22 protein-coding genes are annotated in these 25044 nt (G+C 56.8%); 15 read left to right on the top strand and 7 right to left on the bottom strand.

The features are described 5' to 3' along the window. Positions 1 to 195 precede the first annotated feature (195 nt). Both L1F29_RS32685 and L1F29_RS32680 read right to left on the bottom strand, forming a co-directional pair. Positions 196 to 918 (bottom strand): amino acid ABC transporter ATP-binding protein, encoded by a 723-nt coding sequence (locus L1F29_RS32685; protein ID WP_258386133.1) that lies wholly within the window; start codon positions 916 to 918, stop codon positions 196 to 198. Further along, on the bottom strand, positions 911 to 2443 hold the full coding sequence (locus L1F29_RS32680; protein WP_258386132.1) for an ABC transporter substrate-binding protein/permease: 1533 nt from the start codon (positions 2441 to 2443) through the stop codon (positions 911 to 913). The genes L1F29_RS32685 and L1F29_RS32680 overlap by 8 nt, the downstream gene beginning before the upstream one ends. 203 nt (positions 2444 to 2646) lie before the next feature. Between L1F29_RS32680 and L1F29_RS32675 the strand changes: the two genes are divergently transcribed. The 3 genes from L1F29_RS32675 to L1F29_RS32665 all read left to right on the top strand — a co-directional run bounded on the left by L1F29_RS32675 (position 2647) and on the right by L1F29_RS32665 (position 7496). After that, entirely contained in the window at positions 2647 to 4644 is a 1998-nt protein-coding gene (locus tag L1F29_RS32675; RefSeq protein WP_258386131.1) for an elongation factor G, read from the top strand. 103 nt (positions 4645 to 4747) lie between these two features. Further along, positions 4748 to 5830 carry a nitric oxide synthase oxygenase gene (locus L1F29_RS32670; protein WP_258389881.1) on the top strand — a complete coding sequence of 361 codons (1083 nt, stop codon included), beginning with the start codon at positions 4748 to 4750 and terminating at the stop codon, positions 5828 to 5830. A gap of 253 nt (positions 5831 to 6083) precedes the next feature. Continuing rightward, the gene (locus L1F29_RS32665) at positions 6084 to 7496 is read left to right on the top strand and encodes a HEAT repeat domain-containing protein (protein ID WP_258386130.1); all 1413 of its coding nucleotides are present in this window, start codon (positions 6084 to 6086) and stop codon (positions 7494 to 7496) included. Positions 7497 to 7563: 67 nt separating this feature from the next. Here the strand turns inward: L1F29_RS32665 and L1F29_RS32660 are convergent, their stop codons facing one another. Continuing rightward, positions 7564 to 8595: a DUF2332 domain-containing protein gene (locus tag L1F29_RS32660; RefSeq protein ID WP_258386129.1), complete on the bottom strand. Its 1032-nt coding sequence runs from the start codon at positions 8593 to 8595 to the stop codon at positions 7564 to 7566. Between the two features lie 148 nt (positions 8596 to 8743). Beyond that, complete coding sequence (locus tag L1F29_RS32655; RefSeq protein ID WP_258386128.1) at positions 8744 to 9478, bottom strand: hypothetical protein; 735 nt, start codon at positions 9476 to 9478, stop codon at positions 8744 to 8746. A 397-nt stretch (positions 9479 to 9875) separates the two neighbouring features. Here L1F29_RS32655 and L1F29_RS32650 point away from each other — a divergent pair, with 397 nt between their 5' ends. Both L1F29_RS32650 and L1F29_RS32645 read left to right on the top strand, forming a co-directional pair. Continuing rightward, complete coding sequence (locus L1F29_RS32650; RefSeq protein ID WP_258386127.1) at positions 9876 to 10097, top strand: enolase C-terminal domain-like protein; 222 nt, start codon at positions 9876 to 9878, stop codon at positions 10095 to 10097. A 26-nt stretch (positions 10098 to 10123) separates the two neighbouring features. Then, complete coding sequence (locus L1F29_RS32645) at positions 10124 to 10909, top strand: SDR family NAD(P)-dependent oxidoreductase (protein ID WP_258386126.1); 786 nt, start codon at positions 10124 to 10126, stop codon at positions 10907 to 10909. A 201-nt stretch (positions 10910 to 11110) separates the two neighbouring features. Here the strand turns inward: L1F29_RS32645 and pgsA are convergent, their stop codons facing one another. Together pgsA and L1F29_RS32635 are read right to left on the bottom strand one after the other, a co-directional pair. Then, positions 11111 to 11698, bottom strand: a complete 588-nt coding sequence (pgsA, locus tag L1F29_RS32640; protein WP_258386125.1) for a CDP-diacylglycerol--glycerol-3-phosphate 3-phosphatidyltransferase — start codon at positions 11696 to 11698, stop codon at positions 11111 to 11113. Positions 11699 to 11737: 39 nt separating this feature from the next. Beyond that, entirely contained in the window at positions 11738 to 12583 is an 846-nt protein-coding gene (locus L1F29_RS32635; RefSeq protein WP_258389880.1) for an SDR family oxidoreductase, read from the bottom strand. Positions 12584 to 12915: 332 nt separating this feature from the next. Here L1F29_RS32635 and L1F29_RS32630 point away from each other — a divergent pair, with 332 nt between their 5' ends. Together L1F29_RS32630 and L1F29_RS32625 are read left to right on the top strand one after the other, a co-directional pair. Further along, positions 12916 to 13995 (top strand): Gfo/Idh/MocA family protein, encoded by a 1080-nt coding sequence (locus tag L1F29_RS32630; protein WP_258386124.1) that lies wholly within the window; start codon positions 12916 to 12918, stop codon positions 13993 to 13995. Between the two features lie 105 nt (positions 13996 to 14100). Continuing rightward, positions 14101 to 16011: a DEAD/DEAH box helicase gene (locus L1F29_RS32625; RefSeq protein WP_258386123.1), complete on the top strand. Its 1911-nt coding sequence runs from the start codon at positions 14101 to 14103 to the stop codon at positions 16009 to 16011. 800 nt (positions 16012 to 16811) lie between these two features. On the opposite strand, the gene L1F29_RS32620 is transcribed toward L1F29_RS32625, so the two are convergent. Beyond that, the gene (locus L1F29_RS32620) at positions 16812 to 17177 is read right to left on the bottom strand and encodes a cbb3-type cytochrome c oxidase subunit I (protein WP_258386122.1); all 366 of its coding nucleotides are present in this window, start codon (positions 17175 to 17177) and stop codon (positions 16812 to 16814) included. 227 nt (positions 17178 to 17404) lie between these two features. On the opposite strand from L1F29_RS32620, the gene L1F29_RS32615 reads away from it, so the two are divergent. From L1F29_RS32615 to L1F29_RS32580, 8 genes are all read left to right on the top strand, one after another. Further along, positions 17405 to 17635, top strand: a complete 231-nt coding sequence (locus tag L1F29_RS32615; protein WP_258386121.1) for a hypothetical protein — start codon at positions 17405 to 17407, stop codon at positions 17633 to 17635. A gap of 21 nt (positions 17636 to 17656) precedes the next feature. Beyond that, positions 17657 to 18346, top strand: a complete 690-nt coding sequence (locus tag L1F29_RS32610) for a hypothetical protein (protein ID WP_258386120.1) — start codon at positions 17657 to 17659, stop codon at positions 18344 to 18346. Next, positions 18343 to 19545 (top strand): glutathionylspermidine synthase family protein, encoded by a 1203-nt coding sequence (locus L1F29_RS32605; RefSeq protein WP_258386119.1) that lies wholly within the window; start codon positions 18343 to 18345, stop codon positions 19543 to 19545. The genes L1F29_RS32610 and L1F29_RS32605 overlap by 4 nt, the downstream gene beginning before the upstream one ends. Next, complete coding sequence (locus tag L1F29_RS32600; protein ID WP_258386118.1) at positions 19546 to 20238, top strand: hypothetical protein; 693 nt, start codon at positions 19546 to 19548, stop codon at positions 20236 to 20238. A 56-nt stretch (positions 20239 to 20294) separates the two neighbouring features. Further along, the gene (locus tag L1F29_RS32595) at positions 20295 to 20624 is read left to right on the top strand and encodes a DUF350 domain-containing protein (RefSeq protein ID WP_373876579.1); all 330 of its coding nucleotides are present in this window, start codon (positions 20295 to 20297) and stop codon (positions 20622 to 20624) included. Between the two features lie 318 nt (positions 20625 to 20942). Then, on the top strand, positions 20943 to 21680 hold the full coding sequence (gene pyrH, locus L1F29_RS32590) for a UMP kinase (protein WP_258386116.1): 738 nt from the start codon (positions 20943 to 20945) through the stop codon (positions 21678 to 21680). A gap of 149 nt (positions 21681 to 21829) precedes the next feature. Beyond that, positions 21830 to 22855 carry an NADH:flavin oxidoreductase/NADH oxidase gene (locus L1F29_RS32585; protein ID WP_258386115.1) on the top strand — a complete coding sequence of 342 codons (1026 nt, stop codon included), beginning with the start codon at positions 21830 to 21832 and terminating at the stop codon, positions 22853 to 22855. A gap of 280 nt (positions 22856 to 23135) precedes the next feature. After that, a complete protein-coding gene (locus L1F29_RS32580) occupies positions 23136 to 25007 on the top strand; it encodes an LTA synthase family protein (RefSeq protein WP_258386114.1) in 1872 nt (623 codons plus the stop codon). The last annotated feature ends 37 nt before the right edge of the window (positions 25008 to 25044 follow it).

Below are 25044 nucleotides of genomic sequence, written 5' to 3'. Positions count from 1 at the left end.
CCGGGAACCGTAAATAACGCCTCTTGTGTCCGCAGTGGTCATTCTTCACCCAGCGAATCAGCGTTTGCTGACGGACGTCGGACAGGCTTGTCGGCATTTTGATGCAGGCCGGCACGCAGGAATAGAAAAACAACGAACCGCCTGGAGTCATCTCCTTGGCGGTTCGTTGTCTCTAGAGAAGCGTATGATCGTATCCTACAGCACCTGCTCGAGGAAGCGGGCAGCCCGTTCGCTCTGCGGCCGGCTGAAGAACTGCTCCGGCTCGGCGCGCTCGATCAGCTTGCCGCCGTCGAGGAAGAAGATCGTATTCGCCGCTTCGCGGGCGAACTTCATCTCATGCGTTACGATCAGCATCGTCATGCCGGACGAGGCGAGATCGCGGATAACCGCGAGCACCTCCTTCACCATCTCCGGATCGAGCGCCGACGTTGGCTCATCGAACAGCATGATATCCGGGTCCATAGCCAGGCTGCGCGCGATCGCGACACGCTGCTTCTGGCCGCCGGACAGCTTGGAAGGGTAGACGCCGGCTTTATCCTTCAGCCCGACGCGCTCCAGCAGCTGGAGGCCCTTCGTCCGCGCCTCGTCGGCTGACAGCCCCTTCACCTTCATCGGAGCGAAGGCAATATTATCGATCACCGTCATGTGCGGGAACAGGTGGAAGTGCTGGAACACCATGCCGATCCGCTGGCGAAACCGGGTAATGTCGGTCTTCGGATCGGTAATATCCGTTCCGTCGATCGTAATGCGGCCTTCTGTCGGCGTCTCCAGCATATTGAGGCAGCGCAGGAAGGTCGATTTGCCGGAGCCGGAAGGGCCGATGATGGCGACGACCTCCCCGCGGCTTACGGTTGTCGAGATGTCGCGCAGCACCTCCAGCTTGCCGAATGTCTTGGTTAAATTAGTTACGTTAATCACTGCGGCGCATCCTCCTTTCTAGCAAGCGGGCAAGCGAGGTCAAGACAAGCACGAGCACGTAATAAATCGCTCCGATGAACAGGAGCGGCTCCAGCGCGCGGCCGGTATCGGCCTGCACGACATTCGCCCTGCGCATCAAGTCGGCGACGCCGATGACGGAGATGAGCGACGATTCCTTCACCAGCGCAACGCATTCGTTCACGAGCGCGGGGAGGATGTTCTTGATCGCCTGCGGGAAAATGATGCTGATCATCATCGTTCCGTATGGAATGCCAAGCGCCATTGCGGCTTCGCGCTGGCCCTTGTCCACGGCTAGAATGCCGCCGCGGATCGTCTCCGACAGATAAGCGGCGGAGTTCAAGCCGAATGCAAGGCCGGCCGCCTGCAGCGCCGGTATATCATAGCCGAGCACCTGCGGTGTAGCGTAGTAAATAAGCACCAGCTGCAGCAGCAGCGGGGTACCGCGGAACACGGAAGTGTAGAACGTGGCGAACCATTGCAGCGGCTTGATGCTGGATATTTTGAATAAGGATAGAATGGCGCCCCAGACGAAGCCGAACAGCGCCGATACGAAAGTAAACAGGAGCGTAATGTATATGCCGCGAAGCAGATAACCGGCATAACCCTCCAGCATGCTGAAGTCGATGACCCCGGAGCCCTGCTTCTTCTCCTCTTTCTCAACGCCAAACCACTTGTCCGTGATCGCCTGCAGCGTGCCGTCGCTCTTCATCTCTTCCAGCACGCGGTTGAACTCGCCGGTCAGCGCGGAGCCCTTCGGGAAGGCAATGGCATATCCCTCGTCTCCGGCGGCTGCCGGGATCATATTTAATTTCAAATCGTTCGCCGATGTGTAATCCAACGCAACGGCATCCTCTATGATGGCCGCATCCAGGCGTCCTGACTTGATCTCCTGAATTAAATCGGGAATGCGGTTCAGCTTCAGGACGGACGCGTTCTTGATTTCATTGGCGACCTTCTCCTGGGTCGAGCCGAGCTGGACGCCGACCCGCTTGCCCTCCAGCTGTTCCAGGGAGGCGAAGTTATCGTCCGCGCTGGAGACGATGGTGTTGCGCGCGGCATAATAGCTGTTCGAGAAGTCGATGCTCTGCTTGCGCTCCTCCGTCACCGACATCGCCGACATGACAAAGTCGACCCGCTTGGTCTGAAGCGCCGCCAAGAGGCCGTTGAAGTCCATGCCGGAGATCTTCAGCTCGTAGCCTAGTTCCTCTGCAATATGCTTGGCAATATCAATGTCCATCCCGATAATTTCGCCGCTGCCCTTGGCATCGACGTCTTCATAGGGGGCATAGTCCGGGGATGTGCCCATCACGATAGTTTTCTTGTTGTCATTATCTGCTGCCGCGTTCTTGCCGGTATCGCCGACGAGGCCGGACAATAAGCCACCCGACTCGGCTTGACCGGAGCCGTTTCCGGACAGAGACAATGCATTGACGTTCGCGAAGCCGCCGGTCAGCAGAAGAATGCCGACAAGCGCCGTCAATGTCCATTTCATCATTTTGTTCATCGTGCGTTCCTCTTCCAGAATGAATTTTTATAAATAGCCATCAGTATACTATACCCAAAAGTGGAACACCCCCTCAATGTAAATAGTTCCCTGACCAGCCGGGGCTGAACAAAATGTTGCAAATATTATACTATTCGCTTGAATCTGTCGCTTTCATTCCGCATGATAGAGAAACAACGATAAGTGGAAGGAGAGCGTCAGAGATGAACGAGCAACTTCAACCGATGCGCAACGTAGGCCTGTTCGCTCATGTCGATGCCGGCAAGACGACGACAACGGAGCAGATGCTCTTCCGCAGCGGACAGCTGCGGGCGCTGGGTAGCGTAGATACGGGGACGACGCAAACGGATTCGCTGGAAGTGGAGCGGGAGCGGGGCATATCCGTTCGCGCTGCGGTAACCCGGCTGTCATGGGGCGGTACGGACATCAACCTGGTGGATACGCCCGGACATGTCGATTTCCTGTCGGAAGTCGAACGGTCGCTGCGGGTCATGGACGGTGCAGTGCTGATCGTGTCGGCCGTCGAAGGCGTTCAGGCACAGACAGAGGTGGTCTGGCAGGCGCTGCGCGAGCTGCGCATTCCAACCTTGATTTATGTAAACAAGATGGATCGCATCGGAGCGGATGCGGATGCGGTGCTGGCGCAGATCCGCCGGCTGATCTCGCGCCAGGCGGTGCCGATCGGGGCTCCTGACGGCGTTGAAGCGGACTTTCGCGGATCTGCCGATTTGCTGGGCAGCCGTGACGATGAATGTCCGCTGTGGGCGGAGACTTACCGGGAACAGCTGATGGAGGCGGCAGCGGAGCGCGATGAGGCGGCGATGGAGCAGTATATCGAGCAGGGCGGGCTGTCCGCCGACGCCATGCTGCCGCTGCTTATTGAAGGCGTCCACGGCTGCGAGCTGTTTCCCGTCCTGTTCGGCGCATCGGGCCGGGGTATTGGCGTAGAGGCGCTGCTGGATGCGATTGTTCGGTTCATCCCCCCTCCACCAGGCAGGGTGGACGCGCCGTTATCGGGGGTCGTATTCAAGATCGATCGCGATCCGGCTATGGGCCGTATCGCTTTCGTCCGCCTCTATAACGGCGTTATCCGCAACCGCGATATGGTCCGGAACCATACCCGGGAGCTGGAAGACAAAGTGACCCAGATCCGCCGCCTGATCGGGCAGAAGTCGGAGGACATCGGCGTCCTCAAGGCAGGCGACATCGCAGCCGTGTACGGCTGGAACAGGGCGCGCATCGGCGATATTATCGGAACGCCGGACGGGGTGCCGGGCGAGAAGCGGCTTGCGGTGCCGCTGCTGACCGTACAGGTGCAGTGGCGCAATGCGGCGGAATATCCGGCCGTCGTGGCCGCCTGTCAAGAGCTGGCGGACGAGGATCCGCTGCTGGATCTGCAGTGGCTGCCCGAGGAACGTGAGCTTCATCTGAAGGTGATGGGGCAAATTCAAGTGGAGGTGCTCACGCATCTGCTTCAGAGCCGGTTCGGCCTGGAGGTCGCCTTCGGAGCGCCGAGCGTCATCTACAAGGAGACGCCGGCAGCCGCAGGAGAAGGCTTCATCGCTTATACGATGCCTAAGCCGTGCTGGGCCATTCTGAGGTTCCGGATCGAACCCGGGGAGCGGGGGAGCGGGCTGGTCTATCAATCGCTTGTCCGCGGCGAAGATCTGCTCGAGAGCTACCAGAACGAAGTGGCGCGCCGGGTGCCGGAGGCGCTGCAGCAGGGGCTTCGCGCCTGGGAGGTGACGGACCTGCGCGTAACGCTCGTGGAGGGCGAGCATCATGTATGGCACACGCACCCGCTGGACTTTGTCATTGCGACTCCGATGGGAATCATGAACGGCCTCATGAATACGGGGACGAAGCTGCTGGAGCCGCTGCTCCGGTTCCGGTTGTCGGTGCCGGAGGAGTATGGAGGCAAGCTGATGAACGAGCTGATCTTGATGCGCGGCGAATTCGATACCCCGATCGTCAGCCAAGAGCGGATGGAGATCGAAGGGCTGCTGCCTGTGGCGACTTCACTTGAGTTTCCCGCCCGGTTGGGATCGCTGACCAAGGGCCGGGGCACGCTGTCGGCTTTCTTCGCCGGTTACCGGGAATGTCCGCCGGATGTCGATGTGGAACGGCCTCGAAGGGGCGTTAACCCGCTCGATCAGGCGAAGTACATCCTGGCGGTGCGCAATGCGCTGTCGAACCAATAGAACCCGCGGCCTAATTTCGTAGTATAATAGATGCATCATAACGAACATGAACAGGTGGGATCTTCCATTGGAACATCTAGCGGCTGCACATCATCGAATACGAATGGAAGAATCGGAAGCCTTCATCCGAGCCTGCTACCGGGAGCTTGGAAGGAGCCGGGCGGAGACGGAGGAGCGCGTGCGCGAAGTGCGCGGATCGATTGAAGGCAGCGGTACATACACCCATACCTTCGAAGAATTGGAGCACGGGGCAAGGATGGCGTGGCGCAACAGCAACCGCTGTATCGGCCGCCTGTTCTGGGAGTCGATGCACGTCCTGGACGCACGCGGCGTTCAGACGGAAGAAGAGATGGCGGAGGCGCTGTACCGCCATATCGATTATGCCACGAATGAGGGCAGGATCCGCCCTGCGATAACGGTGTTTCCGCAAGCGGCGGATACGGAATCCGGGAAGGGACCCCGCATATGGAACTATCAGCTCATCCGGTACGCCGGTTACGAGACGCCGGATGGCGTTATCGGCGACCCGGACTCGGTCAAGCTGACGCAGCTTTGCCAGTCTATGGGCTGGACCGGGGCGGGCACGGCATTCGATGCGCTTCCGCTTATCGTTCAGCTCGAAGGCCGCACGCCGGCGCTGTTCCGGATTCCGGAGCGGCTCATTCTGGAGGTGCCGCTAGCACATCCCGAGTATGAGCGGTTCTCGGAGCTTGCGCTGAAGTGGTATGCGGTTCCGATGGTATCCAGCATGCGGCTGGAAATCGGGGGGATAAGCTATACGGCCGCCCCTTTCAACGGCTGGTATATGGGGACGGAAATAGGAGCGCGCAATTTGGCCGACGAGTTCCGGTACGACATGCTGCCCCGGGTTGCGGAGATTATGGGGCTGGATACAAGCAGGGAATCGAGCTTGTGGCGGGACCGTGCGCTTGTCGAGATGAATGTGGCGGTGCTGGACTCCTTCAAGCGCGAAGGCGTGACGATCGTCGATCATCATACGGCGGCCAAGCAGTTCGCGAGGTTCACGGAGAAGGAGCGCCAGGAAGAACGGGCCGTCACCGGCGATTGGACATGGCTGATCCCGCCGGTGTCCCCCGCGACGACGCATATTTTTCACACGCATTACGACAATAAGTCCGTGAGCCCGAACTTCTATTATCAGGAGGATCCGTATTGGTCTGATTGAAGGGAGCCGGGCGAACTCAGGTAGGCGATTGCCACGCTGACGGTATCTGGGGAGGGCGGTAGCTGCACTATTTTCAGGTAAATTGCAGGTTAGAAGAGCGGCGTACATTCGATTAGTTAGGACAAGCCCACATATCGATCATCTTAGTTTTGTATAAACGGTCGTTAACTTCGTTCATGTCTCTTCGTAAGGGTTTCCATCATAATAAAGAACAGCACTCCAATATTCATAAATTGGGAGGTTCCAAATTAAGATGAACCAACAATCACCCTTATTATTGACTGACGAGCAGATGAGAACGTTTATTACGAATGGATTCCTTATTCTGAAGACGGATTTTTCGGACGCTTTCCACGAGCAGCTAATGGCGCAGCTGAACCTGGTATATGAGAACGAAGGCAATCCGGGGAACAACCTGCTGCCCCGCATCCGCGAGCTGCAGAAGGTATTCGATCACCCGGTCATCACCGGCGCGCTTACAAGCGTGCTCGGCGAAGATTATATGCTGCATGCCCATCGGCATGGACATTATAACGCCAGCCCGGTGGCGGGCGGATGGCATAAGGACAGCTACTGGGGTTACGGACGGATGCGCAACCATCACCCATGGTGGGCCATGATTATGTACTTCCCGCAGGATACGCCGGTTGAATTGGGGCCGACAGGCGTAATGCCGGGCACGCAAAACTATGAAACCCGCACCTTCGCCAAGGACGACAATGCAGAAGAGGCGGTTGCCAGCGGCAAAGCGGGAACGTTCGCCCTGATCCACTATGATATCTGGCACCGTTCCACGCCGAATGTGCTCGGACAGCACCGCTACATGCTCAAGTTCGAGTTTATGCGGACGAAAGCGCCGGTATCGCCAAGCTGGAACAATCAAGAAACGGCATGGCAGAAGCCTGCTTCGATCAGCCCGTCAATCATTGAGCATGATGTGCTCTTGGAAGAGACGTGGAACTGGATGTCGGGCCGCATCGGAAGCGTAGCCGGAACGAAGCCGGCATCTGCGGAACAGGTAAACGGTCTAGTTCAAGCGCTGGAGGATGTCTCTGAGCCGGTGGCGCTTAATGCGGCATACGATCTTGCTGCGGCGGGCTCGCCAGGGTTGGAAGCGCTGCTGCAGGCGATCCGCCATGAGAGCGTGAAAGTTTCCCGGCTTGCCGGATACGGCCTGTCGGCGTCCGGTGAGGCTGCCGTGCCGGGTCTGATCGCCGCTCTGAGCGATGCCCGTCCGGAGACGGTTGTTCACGCCGTGTTCGCGCTGAGCGAGCTTCGCGGTCTCGCTGCGGAAGCGGTACCTGCGCTGAACGGCTTGCTGGACGGAGCGGCGCCCGTCGTCCGCCGTGCGGTCGTAGAAGCGCTCGGAACCATCGGCGTTCCGGTGGACGGGGTTCTGGCTGGTTTGGGCCGCTGCCTGCAGGACGAGGATGTACAGGTGCGCTTCATGGCCGGCTTGTCGCTGTCGAGAATTGGAGCGGCGGCTGCGCCGGTCGTACCGCAGCTGGTTCAATCGCTCGACGACGAGAACCGCTACGTTCGCGCCCATTCCCTGGAGGCGCTGCGCTATATCGGCACGGAAGAGGCGAAGGAAGCGCTGATCGAGGATCTGCTGCGTTCCCGCTGGTGCTGGACGACGACGAAAGAAAGCACGTTCTATCCATAAGAAACGGCGAAAGAGGGCCCTGGAGGCCCTCTTCTTTATTGTCGGCATATCGCTGTCGCGGCATGATTCATTTGGCCTCCCATTGAAACCACCGTCCGTGCCCGTCCGTCACCGCTAACTTCTCTGTACCGCTCACACCGGACAGCATATAGTCCAGGTGGAGGATGTTCGTGTCGTGCATATTATTGTACAGATGGAACACGTCCCTCGTCCGGCCGATGGCGTCAATAGCATCGATGAGCGATTCCTTGGCCGACGGGGACAGCTGATTCGCCACATGGGTATGAAAGACGCACAGGGCGGAATTAGCGGGAATTTGAGCGGCGATTGACGCAAGGGAGGCGCTGCCGTCGCCCTCGATCAGCGCTGCCGGATGCTCCTGGAAGAAAAGCGCGGCTTGCTCGAAGAGCGCAGCCCTGTCCCGATGCTCCGGCCAGATCAGTGATTTCAGCCATAAATAGTCGTCATGGCTGGTTAAGTCGTTGACGTGCAGATCAATGCCGCACCGGAATGAAACGGGAGGACTGTTCTTCATGAATGGCGGCATGCGGTCGCCCCTTAGTTCAGCGTGGATTTCCACGGCTGCAGACGGGTCTCCCAGCAGCTCGCCAGAATTATAGCGGTAGCTGAATCTGTCCCATAGCAGCTGGAGCCCTGCGCTTGTCCCGATTTCAAGAAGCGCCAAGGGCCTCCGGACCTTCTCGTAGATGAAGCAGAAGCTGGGATAGAGGTAAGCGCAGCGCCTTACTTCATTCGTCTGCACGTATCTTTCCTTCAAGATGGCGATCATCCGGTCGTTGTGCAGCCGGCAGAAGCTCTGAAAAGCAGCGTAGGTAGGCTCTCCGATTTCCCCCGGGCGATCGGTCAGCGTTTCATAATAGGTCATCAGCTCATGCTCGGTGCCTTGCTGCAGTAAGTAATGCACCGCTCCGAAGAAAAGGTTGGGGACCGGCTGGCCCTCCTTGGCGTGAGCGGCTAATTCCAGCATTTCATCATCATCGGCGATACGCATGGCCAAATACTCATATAGCCTGCTGGAGCCTCGGCATTCATGAATGGCAAAGCTTCGGAAGCGATTCGACAATCCATCCCTTCCCACGCTAACCCCTCCTAAGTGAATGGATCCTAATTGGCTCTATCGTATCACCCCGTCTCGATAAGGAAAACCTTATAAATTTAATCAAGGTGATTACAATATTTTATGAAAATGCCAATTTACACAAAGGATGGCAGATCGGGTGAGTCACTCAAGCAAGCGGCTCGAACAAGGCAAAATGCCGCTTGCCTATCTTTTGAACCTGCAGCCGTTTGAACTTGGGATGGCGCAGCGACTGGCTTTTATCCGCGATTACGGCTAATACAGTGGAAGCGGGGGAGGCTATCTTATGCATGCTTTCGAAGAAATCATGGACCGGGCTTGCGCTGCCGCTGATCCAATCGACGATTCCGCCGTAGGGAAGGTCGGTCAAAATAATGTGGGCGTTTCGGCATCTTTCGTCGCGGCTGTTGTCGACCGTGCTGTCGGCTTGGAAGCAATCAAGCTGCAAGGCAGAAGACTGCTCAACGAGCCCCATCAAATAATCGGCGCTTTGCAGCGCCTCCATATGGGACGGCTTCTGGTACAACTCGAACAGCTCGCGCACCTGTTCCTTCCGCTTCGCCAGCCCGTCCGGCCGCAGCAAGGACAAGTTCTGCGCCGCGAATTTTACCATCGCTTGATCCTGATCCGAGGCCGTTATCCGGTTGATCCGGTCATGATGCAGCAGTCCGATAACGGTCAGCATGTATCCCCCGCCGCAGCAGGGATCGTAGAGGTGATAGGGCCCGGAAACCCCTTTCTCCCGCAGCAGATGGAAACACCGCTGGACGATTTCGCTGGCAAGCCGAACGGGAAACGACGTTGTCCCCGGCGCATTGTAGAGCACTTTGCCGCTTGCAAAATGCTCGTAACTTTGTTTGGCCGTATGAAATAAGTAGTTCATAATGCCTCCTTTATGCATAAGGGGTTTGATCCGAGACACCCCCGAATTTCAGACGATTGGCTATATCGTACCACTCCGTTCCGATAAGGAAAAGCTCGGCGTGATCCCGCAGGCCAAGAAAGCAAGAGGACGGTCAAGGAGCTCAGGGGCTCTATTGACCGTCCTTTTGCTATTGCGTACGCACTTCCCATCGGGAAGGAGGCATACGGAAGCAATAGTTTTAATATTGTTGACAATATTAAAAATCGAGAGTTACAATGATCGCATGAAAAACACCGAATAATGAAAGCGCTTATTTAACACGGTATTTGAAAAGCATTGCAGCGCCGGCGGAGCGGTCCGGCGATTCACGCCATGAGCGGGATTGATATGGCGCTGTGGGATATTGTCGTGCTGCATGCTTTTTAAAACCGGCATTCTTGTGGCGGCCGGCGCGCATTTCGCAGCCGCGATACCTAATGGCTTCATGATCGAGCACACCGTCTCGACGTCTCCATTGACGCGGGATCTGGTAGAGGAGCCGATCACGTTCAAAGACGGCTACGTTCATGTACCGGACCGGCCAGGACTTGGCGTGACGGTGAAGGAAGACATCGGCAATAAATATCGGGTGAGCTAAGCCGCCCGGTCAAGGAGGCAATGCAAGTGGCAGAGATCCGCAGATTCGAAGGTAAAGTCGCGCTTGTCACGGGAGGCGCAACGGGCGTGGGCTTCGCGACGGCAAGGCGTCTCGCAGGGGAGGGCGCGAAGGTGGTCATAACGGGCCGGCGCGCCGACGTCGGGGAACAGGCTGCCCGCGAATTGAAGGGCGAAGGATTGGCTGTTGAATTCGTTGCGGGCGATGTGGCAAGCGAGCCGTCGGTGAAGGACATATTCGCCTACGTGGATCGTGTGTACGGACGGCTGGATATTCTGGTCAACAACGCGGCAGCCTTCCAGCCGCTGCGTTTCCTCGGGACAGACCGGAAGGAATGGCGCAAAGTGTTCGATATTATCGTAGACGGCACCTACTTCTGTACGCAGGAAGCGGCACAACTGATGGCGGCCAAAGGAATTCGCGGCCATATCGTCAATGTGTCGTCGATCAACGGCAACCGTGCGCTGGAGGAATCCTCGCATTACAACGCGGCGAAGGGCGCGATGGACCAATTGACCCGGAATACGGCGCTCGAGCTGATGGATGCGGGCATCCGCGTCAACGGCGTGGCGCTAGGCTTCATCGAGACGCCGATGTCGGTCGTGGACGGCGTGAACGAGCATGAAACCGAATGGTTCAAGTCGATCTATGTCGGGCGCGGCAAAATCGCCCAGCGGCGGCAGGGGCAGCCGGAAGAGGTGGCGGGCGTCATCGCGTTCCTCTGTTCCGAGGATGCGTCCTATATGTGCGGAGCGATCGTGCCGGTCGATGGCGGACTGTCGATTACGTTCTAGGGGGAGAAGCAAGCATCATGCAAGCACTTATCTATAAGGTCCTCAATCAATGAAGCTGAGGGAAGTGGAGATACCGGTACCGGGCGAGGACGAGGTCGTCATCAAGGTCGCCTATTCCGGCATCTGCTGCCGTCGTATCGTACGCGTGAGGCACGGATTTGAAGAGAAGAGGGCAGTCCCAAAGGACTGCCCTCTTCTCTTTTATCTATTCAGCTCTAACCGGACATAGTTATTGCGAATATAGTTATAGCCGGAATAGATCGTAATGACGACCGCCGCCAGCATAATGATGTAATCGATTCGAATGTCAATAATGAGCTGAAACGGGTAATTATCCAGCAGGACGGCTACAATGGCGACAACCTGCAGGACGAGCTTCAATTTTCCGTAGTGATCTGCGGCCAGTGCAATTCGCCGGGCGGAGGCGACGATTCGCAAAGCCGTGATGACGAGCTCGCGCGCGATAATGATGAAGGCTACCCAGGACGGCAGCATATGCTTCTGGACGAGCATGATCAGCGCTACTGAAATAAGCAGTTTGTCGGCCAGAGGATCCAGCAGCTTGCCGATGTTGGTAATCATGTTATACTTGCGGGCGATATATCCGTCCAGCTTATCTGTAGCGGCAGCTAGTATAAATATGGCTGTGGCAATGTATAGACCGTAACTGTTCATAAAGCTGAGGGCAGGAATGCGTTCGGTTAACCAAGAAGGGTAAGTCTGAAGAAACAGGAAGAAGAAGGGAATCAACATCATTCTCGCAACGGTGATCTTGTTCGCTAAGTTCATAGAGCCTCACTCCATTCGTTATTGAATAGACAGACCTCGTTACCGCATTCCGACTTCACTCTCGCTCCAGGTCCACAGCTTATCGGCAAGCAGCGGATCCTGCGCAGCCCGGGAGATCTTGGCCGTCTTCAGCTTGTAATAATATTCTCCGCTTACACCGGTTACCTCCGGACTTGAAGCGAGGTAGACCGCTGTACGGGCGCCTTCTTGGGGCGTAAGAAAAAAGGGCCGGAGCGAAGTGTGAATCATTTTGCCGAATCCGGTTTCCCGGCTCACGCCCAAGTTCGTGCTGACCGCACCCGGATGGACGCAGTTGGCGGTAGCATTCGTGCCCTTCAGCCGATCGGCGAGCGATCGGGTGAACAAGATGTTGGCGAGCTTGGATTGACCGTAGCCGCTCCATACGCGAAATCCCTTGGTTAAGTGGGCATCGGCAAAATCGATCTTCCCCACCTTATGCGCACCCGATGAGACGGTGACGACACGGCCTTGCGGGGCGAGCAGCAGCTGCTCCAGCAGCAGGTTCGTCAGCAGGAAATGGCCCAGATGGTTGACGCCCATCATGGCCTCGAAGCCGTCCGCCGTTGTCTGCCGTTTGATGGTTACAACGCCTGCATTGTTGACGAGCACGTCGAGCTTTGCATATATGGCCGCGAACTGCTCCGCGAATGAACGGATGCTGGCCAGCGAGCCGAGATCGCACAGCATGAGCTCGATATCCGCTGCTGCCCCGCTTAGCCGCCGGGCTTCCGCCAACGCTTGGGCGCCTCTCTCGGCGCTCCGGCATGCCATAACGACATGCGCACCCTCCCGCGCCAGCTGCACGGTCGTCGCGAGCCCCATGCCAGAGTTGGCGCCAGTGACAACGACAATGCGGTCTTTCATCAACATCGGGCCGCTCTCCCTTCATGAATCCGGAATCCGAAATACTACTGACTCTATTATAAAGTAGTGGGGGGCGGATATAAAACAATCCTTTCGAACATAATTGCGATCGGCTGTCGGCGGTTTGAAACGTGGGCTATAATGAATCCATAAGGAAATGGGGCCGTCTGAAACGGTTATATTCACAGGGAGAGTCTTCGCATCGCTCGCAGCTCCTAAGCGGCATCGGTGCCGCGCTGCATGACGGCGGTCGGTCGATCACAAGAGGTCGATTTTTTAAGGGGAACGAAGTGAATGCAATCATTTCTATATTTAAAGGAGACCGGGGAGATATGGGGAAAATCCGATTTGGCATCATTGGCGGCGGCTGGCGGGCGGAATTCTACTTGCGCATAGCGGCGGCGCTGCCGGAACGGTTCGAGGTCGCGCGCATGCTGGTGCGCAGGGAAGAGAAAGGAGCGGCGCTTACCGCGCAGTGGGGTATTCGCACCGTCAGCAGCATGGAGCAATTCGTGCGAGAGCGGGACTACTCCTTTGCCGTCGTGTCTGTATCCCGGGAGAGTTGTCCAGACTATATTGCAGAATTGGCAAGCCGCGGTATACCGGTACTGGCGGAGACGCCCCCTGCGAAGGATCTGCAGTCGCTTGTCCAATTGTTCGAGGCGGTCGGAGCTGAAGCGAAGGTGCAGGTGGCCGAGCAGTATCTGTACCAGCCGATGCATGCGGCTAGAATCGCCGTTGCGCATTCCGGAAAGCTTGGCAGCGTCTCGCATGTACAGGTATCGGCAGCGCATGGCTATCACGGGATCAGCTTGATCCGGCGGCTGCTCGGGGTGCGGTACGAGGATGCGGTTATCCGCGGCGAACGCTTCACCGCACCTCTGATGGCCGGACCGGGCCGCGGCGGTCCGCCGCAGGAGGAGTCCTTCCGGGATTCGGTGCAAGACATGGCGACGCTGCGGTTTGGCGGACGGACGGCTTTATATGATTTTGCGGGCGATCAATATTTCTCGTGGGTGCGCAAGAACCGGGTGCTGGTCCGCGGCGACCGCGGCGAAATCGCCGATGAAGAGCTGCGCTATCTGGTCGATTACCGGACGCCGGTCTCGATGGAGATGCGGCGGGTCGAAACGGGGCATAATGGAAATTTGGAAGGCTATTATCATCAGGGTATATTGGCCGGTTCGGAGTGGGTGTACCGCAATCCGTTCATACCCGCGAGACTGACCGACGATGAGATCGCCATTGCGACGAGTCTGGCGAATATGGCCCGCTACGCGGAAGGCGGACCGTCCTTCTACAGCTTGGCGGAAGCGTCGCAGGATCACTATTTGTCGCTGATGATGGCACAGGCTGTGGAAACCGGCGAGACGGTGCGCACAACACCGCAAATTTGGTCGGAGAGGGAATAAGGGTCATAAGCGGCGTTTTGTGGTAGGATAAGATGTGCTTGTATTCGTGAACGGATTCAGGGATCGATTTATAGGATAGATACACATTTAAAAGAGGTGGCTATATTGGCTGGTTTTGCACAATTAGGTATTTCGCCGGAACGCGTCGAGGCGCTGAGCAGCGGCGGCATTCATGAGGCGACGCCGATTCAGGAAGGGGCTATCCCCGTTATTCTGCAGGGATACGACGTTGTTTGCCAGGCGCAGACGGGAACCGGCAAGACGCTGGCGTTCCTGCTGCCGATGCTGGAGAAGCTGGATCCGGAGAAGAACCGTCTTCAGGGACTTATCCTGACGCCCACGCGCGAGCTGGCGCTGCAAATTACGGAAGAGCTGAAGCGCTGGCTCGCTTCGCGTTCGGAATTCAAAGTGCTGGCCGTCTATGGCGGACAAGACGTTGAAGCACAGATGAGAAAGCTGGAGAACGGCGTTCATTTTGCCGTTGCGACGCCGGGGCGCCTACTCGACCATATGCGCCGCGGAACGATCTCGCTTGGTTCGATCTCGATGCTGGTGCTGGATGAAGCGGACCAGATGCTTCATATGGGCTTTCTGAACGAAGTGGTCGAGATTCTCGAGCAAATTCCGTCGCGCCGCCAGACGATGCTGTTCTCCGCGACGATGCCGCAGCAGGTTCGGACGCTTGCCCTGCAGTTCATGAATGCGCCGAAGGACATTACGGTGCGTACGCCGCAGGTAACGGTGAAGGGGATTAAGCAGGTGGTGATCGAGACGACTGACCGGGGGAAACAGAAGGCGCTGAGCCAGCTGATCCTCGACCATCGTCCGTATTTGGGCATGATCTTCTGCCGCACGAAGCGCCGTGCGAAAGCGCTGAACGAAGCGCTGCAGGAGCAGGGCTTCGCGAGCGACGAGCTTCACGGGGACCTGTCCCAAGCGAAGCGGGAGCAGGTCATGAAGCGGTTCCGCGATGCGAAGCTGCAGCTGCTCGTCGCGACCGACGTGGCTGCGCGCGGTCTGGATGTCGAGGGCGTGACTCACGTGTACAACTATGATGTCCCGCACGATGTCGACAGCTACATCCACCGGATCGGGCGTACGGGCCGCGCCGGAGGAGACGGGCTCGCCGTAACGATCGCGACCCCGCATGACCGGATGGCGATTCAGGCGATTGAGCGCGGCATCGGCATGACGATTGAGCATAGGCGCGCGGACGGGGCGGCTGTGCCGAAGGCGCCGCGTCCGGCAACCGAAGGCCGCAAGGAGCGCGGAGCAGCAGCGGGCGCCCGTCAAGGACGCGGCGGTTCCGGCGGGCGCGATGCCCGCGAGGGCGGCCGTTCGGGGCGTGAGCGCCGAGGAGCGGCTGCAGGCGGCGCGCGGCAGGGGCGCAGCGGAGCGCGTACGGAGACGCGTCCGCAGCGTGGCGGAGCAGGAGCGCGCGCGGGCAGTGAGGGCGGCGACTTCCAGCGTGGCCGCGGAGCGAATGCGGACCGCCCACAGCGGGGCGGAGCAAGCGCAGAGGCGCGTCCGCAGCGTGGCGGAGCAGGAGCGCGAGCGGGCGGCGAGAGCGGCGACTTCCAGTGGGGCCGGGGAGCGAATGCGGACCGCCCACAGCGGGGCGGAGCAAGCGCAGAGGCGCGTCCGCAGCGTGGCCGCGGAGCGAATGCAGATCGCCCACAGCGGGGCGGAGCAAGCACGGAGTCGCGTCCGCAGCGTGGCCGCGGAGCGAATGCGGATCGCCCACAGCGGGGCGGAGCAAGCACGGAGTCGCGTCCGCAGCGCGGTGGAGCAGGAGCGCGTACTGGCGGCGAACACGTCGAAACGCCGTGGAGCCGTGCGGCAGAAGTGCGCACCGCTTCGGAGCGGCAGCAGCGTGGCGGAAATTCGAAGCCGCGCTCGGCGGGGAAAGGGGCACCGCCCCGAGGCCGCGGCGCCTCGCCGGCATCCTCGGGTCCAGCCGGACAGCGCGGCGGCGGCAGGGGCGGCCGTTCGGGCCACCCTGGCAAACGCAAATAACGAAAGCAATACAACGAACAACCGCCTGGGCATCCTGGCGGTTGTTCTTGCTGTGTGCCGTTTCAATTAATACGAGCTTCTCTGATACGGTGGATGCAAATGCAGGAATGTTGTATAATGTGCAACACTTTGTCGTCATTCAGCGCCATAAGACCGTATTGTTGCACTTTATACAATAATTCGGTTCAATAAGCAGCCTGACAGGTGGAATTGTTGCAGAAAATACAACAATACCCGTATCGACGGCCATTCTACCCGTCTAATGTTGTATAACATACAACTTGAAGTAGCCGCCGCGCTCGATGTCAGCGCGTCCTCACATCCGTATGTCCACCCTTCCGCACGCTGCCACTCCTGCACGGTCTCGCATCTACACCGTCTCGACGTCAGCGCGTCCTCACATCCGTATGTCCACCCTTCCGCACGCTGCCACTCTTGTACGGTCTCGCATCTACACCGTCCTCACGTCAGCACGTCCTCACATCCGTATGTTCACACTTCCGCACGCTGCCACTCTTGTACGGTCTCGCATCTGCACCGTCCTGACGTCAGCGCGTCCTCACATCCGTATGTCCACCCTTCCGCACGCTGCCACTCCTGCGTGGTCTAGCATCTGCACCGTCCTGACGTCAGCACGTCCTCACATCCGTATGTTCACCCTTCCGCACGCTGCCACTCTTGCACGGTCTCGCATCTACACCGTCCACACGTCAGCTCGTCCTCACATCCGTTTGTTCACCCTTCCGCACGCTGCCACTCTTGCACGGTCTCGCATCTACACCGTCCTCACGCCTGTAACTCTACTTCACATGCTTAAACACGTTGACGACCAGCAGAATGACCGAGACGATGACCAGCAGGCCGCCGACAGAGGAGAGCGGAATGCCGATGCTGCTCTTGTCGTTGGCGAAGAACATCATGCTGATCACCAATAGCGGCAGTCCGATGTTGTGCATCCAGAATTGCGCTTTGGCGAGCGAGGTTTCGCCGGCTTTGGGAAAGAGCACATACAGGGCACCGATCAGCCCCAGCGATGCCCATCCAAGCAGGTTGATGTGCGCGTGCGCGGAAGTGTACTCGAACGCTTCGGCAATCCCCATCACCATGCCCGCAATAACGCCGATCAATAAATAGACGACCGCTACCTTTATAAACCGGATACCCATACGACCGCTCCTTTGGCATCAGATTGCCACCCAATTAACTCTATATTCTTCCAGTTTGGCCGTTATTCCCCGCTGGCAGGGTATAAGTTAAAATTGTACAAGAAGGAACGGTGCCAGCCGATGATTAGATCGTGTCGAAAGAAATGCCTTTAACAAAATTTACGCAACATTCCAGTTGGAATAGACGTATGTAAGTCATGTCTTTATATGGAATAGGAGTGAAAACTGTGGAAAATGAAACGATTCGGGTGACGCTGGTGGTCAAGGAAACGGGCGGCGAGCTGCGGCAGATCGATGAGCGGCTGTGGAAAAAAGGGATGCTGGACGCGCTGCAGCATGCGAATTACTTGACCGTCGGCGGCAGCGAATACGAGACGGTGGAAGGCCGTCTGAATATCGACAGCCAGACGCTGGAGCTGCTGGTCATTCCAGTCCTGCACGGTACGCGCATTAAATAGGGAAGGGAAGGGGGAGTCGGCATGAACCGGGATGAAGATAAAGCGGGTGCTCCGGCACGCGCATTCTTATTTAACAAGGATGGAAAGCCGCTGCGCGTGCTTTCCACCTCGCTGGGCATTGCGCTGCTGGCGAATGCGTTTATTGGCGGAGGGCTCATCGGGGAGGCGTCAGCGGAACCAGGTACGGCTGCAGCGGGCGCAGGCGAACCCAAGCTTGTCGAGTGGTCGACGGAAGCGGTCAAGGCGTTCTACGATCCGTCCGTCGACTGGAATATTCCGCTGCCGGAAGCCGGCCAGCCGGCGACAGAGGAGGAAGATGATCAAGGCTCCGGCGCAAGCTCCGGAGGCACGGGAGCGAGTACCGGAGGCGGCACAACAGTTATTCAGCATTCCGCCTTCGGCTGGGACGATTTATTGCTCTATCATTTGATCTTTAACCGGGGTTCAGCGTATTCATCCGCATCCTGGTATTCGAATCACAAGGCCTACGATACAAGGACGGGAACGGCATATAAGCCGCGTACCTATTCCGCGGATACGTTCCAGAACAAGCCGGTCGTCGGCTCGGCCGTGCGACCGCGCACAACGGATACGACAGGCTCCGTTACCCGCCGTTCGACCTCGTCCTCCAAAGGCGGAATCGGCGGAAACTCCAGCGGGTTCAGCTCCTCAAGCTCCGGGAAGAGCTCTTTCGGAGGTTTCGGGGGATGAGCCATTCCGCTGCATTCGAGGTTGTCGGCCTGCCGCAGCCGGACCGTGCCGAGCGTGTGAAGGCATTGGCCGGTATGGGATTCGGCTGGGCGGACTTGGACGGCGAGCCGTACTGGCTCGACCAGGTCGTCGCCCTGCGCAAAGAGATCTATATGGAATTGGAGGCGGCTTCCGCCAAGCTGTGGCACGTCTTCGACCGAGCCGTTCGTTACGTCGCGGGCCGTCATGATCTCTATGCGATGATCGGTATTCCCGAGCTGCTATGGGAAGCGCTGGACACCATCGCATTGAATCCGGAAGGGATGCTGAGCCGGTACGCCCGGTTCGATTTTGCCCTGTCGAATGAGGGGACGATCAAGCTGCTGGAGCTGAATGCCGATACCCCGACAGGCTATGTGGAGGCGGCTGTCGCGACGCCTTGGCTGTGCGCCCAGCATGGAATCGATTCGCCGAACGTGCGAATGAAGGAGAATCTGGCGGCCGCATGGGCGGAGGAACGGCCGGACACTGCCGCATGCGTAGCCTACGGCTCGCATATGGAGGATTCCGGGACGATCGAGATGCTTGTTCGTCACAGCGGGCTTGTTGACGTGACCTGTACGGATTGCTTGGAGCTATGGGTCGATGAAGGCGTGCTGAAAGATGGCGATGACCGGATCATTAAGCGCATGTTCGCGCTCTATCCGAAGGAATGGATGGCGGTCGACGACGGCGGCGAAGCGCTTGCCTATGCGATCGAATCCGGGAATTTGCAGCTGTTTAACCCGATTCACGCCATTCTGCTGCAATCCAAGGGGCTTCAGGCGCTCATATGGGGCTTATATGAGCTGGAGATGCTCTTCGACGCGGAAGAGCGGGAAGTCATCGGCACCTATATGCTTCCTACCTATAACAGGGCAGTATTCGACGGCAGCTTCGTATCCAAATCGATGTTCGGCCGCGAAGGCGGTTCGGTCATGCTCTATAATGACGAAGGCGATTTGGAAGTGAAGGATGAGGCAGGCTTCGATACGAGCCTATTATTTCCGCTGGTTTATCAGAAACGGGCGGAGCTTGCCCGTGTACGGCTGGAAGCGGGGGAGTTTCATCTGCTGACGGGGATGTTCGTTATTAACGGGACGCCCTCCGGCCTGCTCGGGAGAGCAGGCGGGCTGATTACGGGGAATACGAGTCATTTTGTAGCTATAGGGGTGAAATAAATGATCGATTACAGGAAGCGAAGGCCGCAGGGCGGTAACGATGGCTCGCGTCTGCTGCCGCTGCTGTTTGGCGGCATTTTCTTCATCATCATTATCGGTATATTCAGCAATTCCTCGTTATTCTCGGGATCGGAATCGAGCCCGGTCATGGATAGCGCGGACTACATGACGACAGCCGTTGCAGAGGATACGACAGCTCTTCCATGGGACTATAGGGTGGTGGAAGGAACGGTTGGCGATCTGATCGGCAGCGATATGACCGTGCTTCCGGACAATGATCTGCTGCCGAACGATAATAACTATGCGACGGGCGACAAGGTATGGACGCTGCAATATATGGCCGCGCATATGATAACGAATTCGAATGGCCGCAATGACGTAACGCTTACCGGCTGGAAGCCGATCAAGTCGTTCAAGTCGGAAGCGGCGGCGAAGGCAGATCTCGATAAGTTGAAGATACAGCTCAATTCGGAGGTCGATCTGGTTGGCGTATATAAGACGGAGCTGGACGGGAAGCAACGGCAGTTCGCGGTCTTGACGCTGCCATCAGGAAACCAGATCAAGCAGCCGATCGACGAGCAGCGTTACGAATCGCTAAAAGATGCGAAGAAGGTCAATGTAATTTTGGAAGAAGTGCATGATTTCGCGAATTATGATATGGCATATGCCAAGTTTCGGGGGTGGGCTTCGTGATCGTAGTGGATATATTAATCAGTGTCGTTGTCATCGTCGTGCTGCAATTATTAGGAATGGTCGTCTTCAACTGGATGACGCCTTTCCGTGATATGGATGAGCTGAAGCGCGGCAATACGGCCGTCGGGCTGGCGATGGGCGGCAAATTTCTGGCGACGGCCATCGTGCTGGGCGTCGCGGCCTACACGAATACATCCATCTGGCATATGATGCTGTGGTTCGCCGTCGGCTATGTCTGTCTGGTGGCGGCATACTGGGTGTTCGAGTGGGTTACGCCAAGCTTCAGGCTGTCCGAGCAATTGAAGGAGGGCAATGTTGCCGTTGGGGTACTGCTCTGCTTCGTATATATCGGCACGAGCTTTGCCATCAGCAGCCTCATTATTTAATAGGCGGTAGCTGAGGAATAGCAGCGGTCGAGGTCACTGGGTCGAAGAAATGATCGGGCGGCACGGCCGGAAATTAATCGAACCATTCATGGATGCAATGCCGCCGTACGGCAGAAAAAGGACGGCATTGCCAATTGGAAGCGGATAGGGTAATCTTCTAAGTAAACCATGTCGAACGGAGGGATGAGGAATGAGGCGGATTACGGGAGCGAATGACCGTTATGCTTATTTTCACATCTTATTCGTTCCTCATGAGCGAGACACCAAAGCCATCGCGGCTTTGGTGTTTTTTATTTCTGCCTGGAGGTGGCGCGTTCGATGATCAAGTATAAGCGGGTGCTGGTAAAATTGAGTGGAGGCGCGGTTGCGGGGCAGAGCGGTGCCGGATTCGATCCGGAGCGCATGAACCGCATTGCCGGCGAAATCATGTCGGTCATCGAGCTCGGCGTCGAGGTATCGATTGTCATTGGCGGAGGCAATATCTTCAGAGGCAATCTGGCGGAGCATTGGGGCATCGAGCGGGCGGAGGCGGATAATATCGGAACGCTCGCGACCGTAGTCAACAGCCTGATGCTGCGCGGGGTGCTGAAAGCGACGACGAATAAGGAAGTTCGGGTCATGACGGCCATTCCGATCGCGTCCGTGGCGGAGCCGTATATCCGGCTGCGGGCGATCCATCACCTGGAGAAGGGGTATATCGTAATCTTTGCCGGAGGGAACGGTCAGCCTTATGTGACGACCGACTACCCGTCCGTTCAGCGGGCCATTGAAGTGAACAGTGAAGCGCTGCTCGTCGCCAAGCAGGGGGTGGACGGCGTGATGAGCGGAGATCCGAAGACCGATCCTAAGGCGCGCAAATACCGTTCCCTTCATTATGACGACGTGATCCGGCATGACTTGAAGGTGATGGATCAATCGGCATTCATCTTGGCGCGGGACTATGGGCTGCCGATTCATGTGGTCGGTTTCGATGCGCCGGGATCGCTGCGCGCCGTCTGCGAAGGGGCGGACGCCGGAACCGTCATCAGCCGGGAAAGCAGACTTACTTACGCATAAGGAGAAATAATTGTCTTCATGGGGACACTACTGTTACGGGGCTAAGCCGCCACTGTTACGTAAAGTGCCCCCCTTTCCTTTGCAATCCGATTGTTTTATAATGATAAATATATAAGTAACTATATAAAATTAATTAGGAGGTTGGAGAGATGACCTATTTGGACCAACCATTCACCTTCAAAAATCTTGCTCTCCGCAATCGGGTCGTTATGCCGCCGATGTGCCAATACTCGGTAGAGGCCAAGGACGGGATTCCGAACGATTGGCATCATGTTCACTATGTGTCGCGTGCGATAGGCGGGGCCGGATTAATTATAATGGAAATGACCGATGTCGAGCCTGACGGAAGGATTAGCGATTATGATCTCGGACTATGGTCCGACGACCATATCCCGGCATTCGCGCGCATTATCGACCAAGTGCACCATTACGGCGCAAAAATCGGGATCCAGATCGCGCATGCAGGCCGGAAGGCGGAGGACGCGGAAGTGCCGGTCGGACCTTCGGCAATCCCGGTAAGCGGCGATTTCAAGAAGCCGCGCGCGTTATCGACGGAAGAGGTCAAGGCGATGGTAATTAAATTCGGCGACGCGGCGCGGCGGGCCATTGCGGCCGGCGTCGATACGATCGAGCTGCACGGCGCGCACGGGTATCTCATCCATCAATTTCATTCGCCGGGCATTAACGACCGCAAGGATGAATACGGACGTCATCTATGGGCGTTCGGCACGGAGGTTATCCGTGCCGTGAAGGCCGAGATGCCTGAAGGCATGCCGCTGATCATGCGTATCTCTGCCGTTGAGTATATGGACGATGGTTATGATGTCGATCACATGATCGAGATCGCGAGACATTACCGCGATGCAGGGGTGGATATATTCCATGTCAGCAGCGGCGGAGAGGGTCCGGCAGGCAAGCGCAAGCCCGGCAACTATCCGGGCTATCAAGTGGGCTTCGCGCGCGCGGTCAAGCAGGCGCTCGAGGTGCCGGTCATCGCAGTCGGCAACCTTGACGATCCGAAGCTCGCGGAAGCGACGGTGGCGAGCGGCGATGCCGATCTCGTAGCCGTCGGAAGAGGCATGCTTCGCGATCCCTACTGGGCCTATCATGCGATTCGCGCGAATGGCGGTCAGTTCAAAGGGGTTCTGCCGAAGCAATATGGACGGGCTGAATAATGCAATTAAGCGAATAAAGCGCGGTGCACCTACAGGTGTGCCGCGTTTTTTTTACGTTTTCTTAAAAAAAGAAGACTTTTGGGCGAGCAGTATCGTATAAGGTAGCGAGGGTTTAAAATGCCGCGGAAAACTGCAGTGAAATATACAGAATACGAGCTCAGCCCTTTTGACATCTCATCTTTACAAAGGCATAATAAGTCTAGTATCGGCAACATGCAAAATTCATGCGAATTCTAATAGTTTTTTTAATGTTACGTGCAGTTCATAAGGAGGTGCGATCATGTCCTTATCGGCGTTTATCCGTCGAATAAGCACAAGACCGTTTATATTTTTTACAATCGTCTTGCTTATAAAGAGTTATCTGGCTTGGTTCGTTACGTTCGATACGGTTCCCACTTGGCAGCCTTTGGTAACCGAAATTCCCTTCATCTGGCTTGCTTTCTGCCTCATTGAGTGCTTTGCCTCCAAGCGGAAGCTGATGCTATATAATGCGGTGAATTTACTTTTTACAAGCATTTTCTTTGCCGTTATTATGTATTACAAATATTACGGCGTTATCGTTACCTACCATGCGCTTGAGCAGGTTAATCAAGTAACGGCGGTTAAGAACAGTGTGTTCTCGCTGCTGGATCCCTACTTTTTATTCATATTCACCGATATTATATTGCTTATGGTGCTCTCGTTCCGCGGCAAGAACAAGCCGTTCTGGAGCATGATCAACGTTCGCAAGGAGAAGCGGTCCGTTGTCATGGCGCTGTTCGTCGTTTCGTTCGCGATCTGTCTGATGAACGTATGGCCCAACCGGGCGAGCATGAACGAAATCAAGAAGGCGGAAGAGATGGGGATTCTAAATTATGAAGCCTATACCATCCTGAAGAACGAGGATCAGGATCTGCTGCCGCCCGAACAAATCACGCAGGATGCGATCCGCAGCATTAAAGGCGTTCAAGAGCCCCAAGAGCCCAAGCTGAAGAATGCGGCTGAAGGCAAGAATGTCATCGTCATTCAGATGGAGTCATTCCAGAATTTCCTGATCAACCTGAAGATCGACGGCCAAGAAGTCACTCCGAACATGAACCGGCTTATGAAAGAGAACTTCTACTTCCCTCACTTCTATCAGCAGGTGGGCCAAGGGAATACGTCCGATGCCGAGTTTATCGTGAATACGTCGTTCTATATACCGCCGCGCGGCGCGGCAACGATGGTCTATGCCGGCAAGGAGCTGCCGAGCCTGCCGAAGATGCTGGAAGAGAAGGGCTACCAGACCGCTACCTTCCATACGAATGTCGTCGAGTTTTGGAACCGCAAGGAGCTTTACAATGCATTAGGATTCGACCGTTATTACGATCAGGAATTTTTCGGTACCGAGGATACGGTGTTCTTCGGGCCTTCCGATGAAGTTCTGTACCGGAAGACGGCGGAAGAGCTTGAGAAGATGCAGCAGACGGGGAATCCTTTCTACGCCCATGTCATCTCGATGACGGCCCATCACCCGTACAGCACGCCGGAAGAGAAGGATCATATTACGCTTCCGGATCGTTATAAGGATACATTCGTCGGCGATTACATCCGTGCGCAGAGCTATGCCGACTACGCGCTCGGAAAGTTTATCGAGGATCTTAAGGAGAAGGGGATCTGGGATAACAGTCTCGTTGTCGTGTATGGCGATCACTTGGGATTGCCGATTTACTCGCTGAACAAAGATGATGAGAAGCTGATGGAAGAAATATACGGCTACGAGTATGGATACACCGATATGATCAACATTCCGCTTATCGTGGCATCGCCGGGCGTTACGTATCCTAAGGTATTCGACCAAATCGGCGGTCAAGTTGACGTGCTTCCGACGATTGCGAATTTGACGGGCGTATCGCTTAAGGATCGGATTTACTTTGGTCAAGACTTGCTCAATCAGACCTACAATATCCTTCCTCAACGTTATTACTTGCCATCCGGATCATTCGTCAGTCAGCAGTCGCTGTTCATTACGGGAAGCGGCTTCCAGGACGGCACCGAATATCCGCTGGCCGGCGACGGGGCTTCCAAGCCGGTAGCCTCAGAGGCTGAATACAACAAAGCGCTGAAGCTACTCCATTATTCGGACAGCTATGTCAGTCAGCTTCCGGATCGGGAGCCAAAACCGGATCAATAGAAACAAATAATCGCGATTGCGGCGTTCATGCGCTGCA

It is taken from the genome of Paenibacillus spongiae (assembly GCF_024734895.1).
GTDB lineage: Bacteria > Bacillota > Bacilli > Paenibacillales > Paenibacillaceae > Paenibacillus_Z > Paenibacillus_Z spongiae.
The sequence above is the reverse complement of the archived record's forward strand: the minus strand, read 5'-3'. Positions and strand labels throughout refer to the sequence as shown.

Coding starts and splice junctions, on each gene's coding strand:
- L1F29_RS32650 (WP_258386127.1), top strand. CDS start 9,876: ATGCTTTTTAAAACCGGCATTCTTGTGGCGGCCGGCGCGCATTTCGCA.
- L1F29_RS32580 (WP_258386114.1), top strand. CDS start 23,136: ATGTCCTTATCGGCGTTTATCCGTCGAATAAGCACAAGACCGTTTATA.
- L1F29_RS32675 (WP_258386131.1), top strand. CDS start 2,647: ATGAACGAGCAACTTCAACCGATGCGCAACGTAGGCCTGTTCGCTCAT.
- pgsA (WP_258386125.1), bottom strand. CDS start 11,698: ATGAACTTAGCGAACAAGATCACCGTTGCGAGAATGATGTTGATTCCC.
- L1F29_RS32665 (WP_258386130.1), top strand. CDS start 6,084: ATGAACCAACAATCACCCTTATTATTGACTGACGAGCAGATGAGAACG.
- L1F29_RS32635 (WP_258389880.1), bottom strand. CDS start 12,583: ATGAAAGACCGCATTGTCGTTGTCACTGGCGCCAACTCTGGCATGGGG.
- L1F29_RS32585 (WP_258386115.1), top strand. CDS start 21,830: ATGACCTATTTGGACCAACCATTCACCTTCAAAAATCTTGCTCTCCGC.
- L1F29_RS32600 (WP_258386118.1), top strand. CDS start 19,546: ATGATCGATTACAGGAAGCGAAGGCCGCAGGGCGGTAACGATGGCTCG.
- L1F29_RS32670 (WP_258389881.1), top strand. CDS start 4,748: ATGGAAGAATCGGAAGCCTTCATCCGAGCCTGCTACCGGGAGCTTGGA.
- L1F29_RS32605 (WP_258386119.1), top strand. CDS start 18,343: ATGAGCCATTCCGCTGCATTCGAGGTTGTCGGCCTGCCGCAGCCGGAC.
- pyrH (WP_258386116.1), top strand. CDS start 20,943: ATGATCAAGTATAAGCGGGTGCTGGTAAAATTGAGTGGAGGCGCGGTT.
- L1F29_RS32680 (WP_258386132.1), bottom strand. CDS start 2,443: ATGAACAAAATGATGAAATGGACATTGACGGCGCTTGTCGGCATTCTT.
- L1F29_RS32620 (WP_258386122.1), bottom strand. CDS start 17,177: ATGGGTATCCGGTTTATAAAGGTAGCGGTCGTCTATTTATTGATCGGC.
- L1F29_RS32610 (WP_258386120.1), top strand. CDS start 17,657: ATGAACCGGGATGAAGATAAAGCGGGTGCTCCGGCACGCGCATTCTTA.
- L1F29_RS32655 (WP_258386128.1), bottom strand. CDS start 9,478: ATGAACTACTTATTTCATACGGCCAAACAAAGTTACGAGCATTTTGCA.
- L1F29_RS32595 (WP_373876579.1), top strand. CDS start 20,295: ATGGTCGTCTTCAACTGGATGACGCCTTTCCGTGATATGGATGAGCTG.
- L1F29_RS32630 (WP_258386124.1), top strand. CDS start 12,916: ATGGGGAAAATCCGATTTGGCATCATTGGCGGCGGCTGGCGGGCGGAA.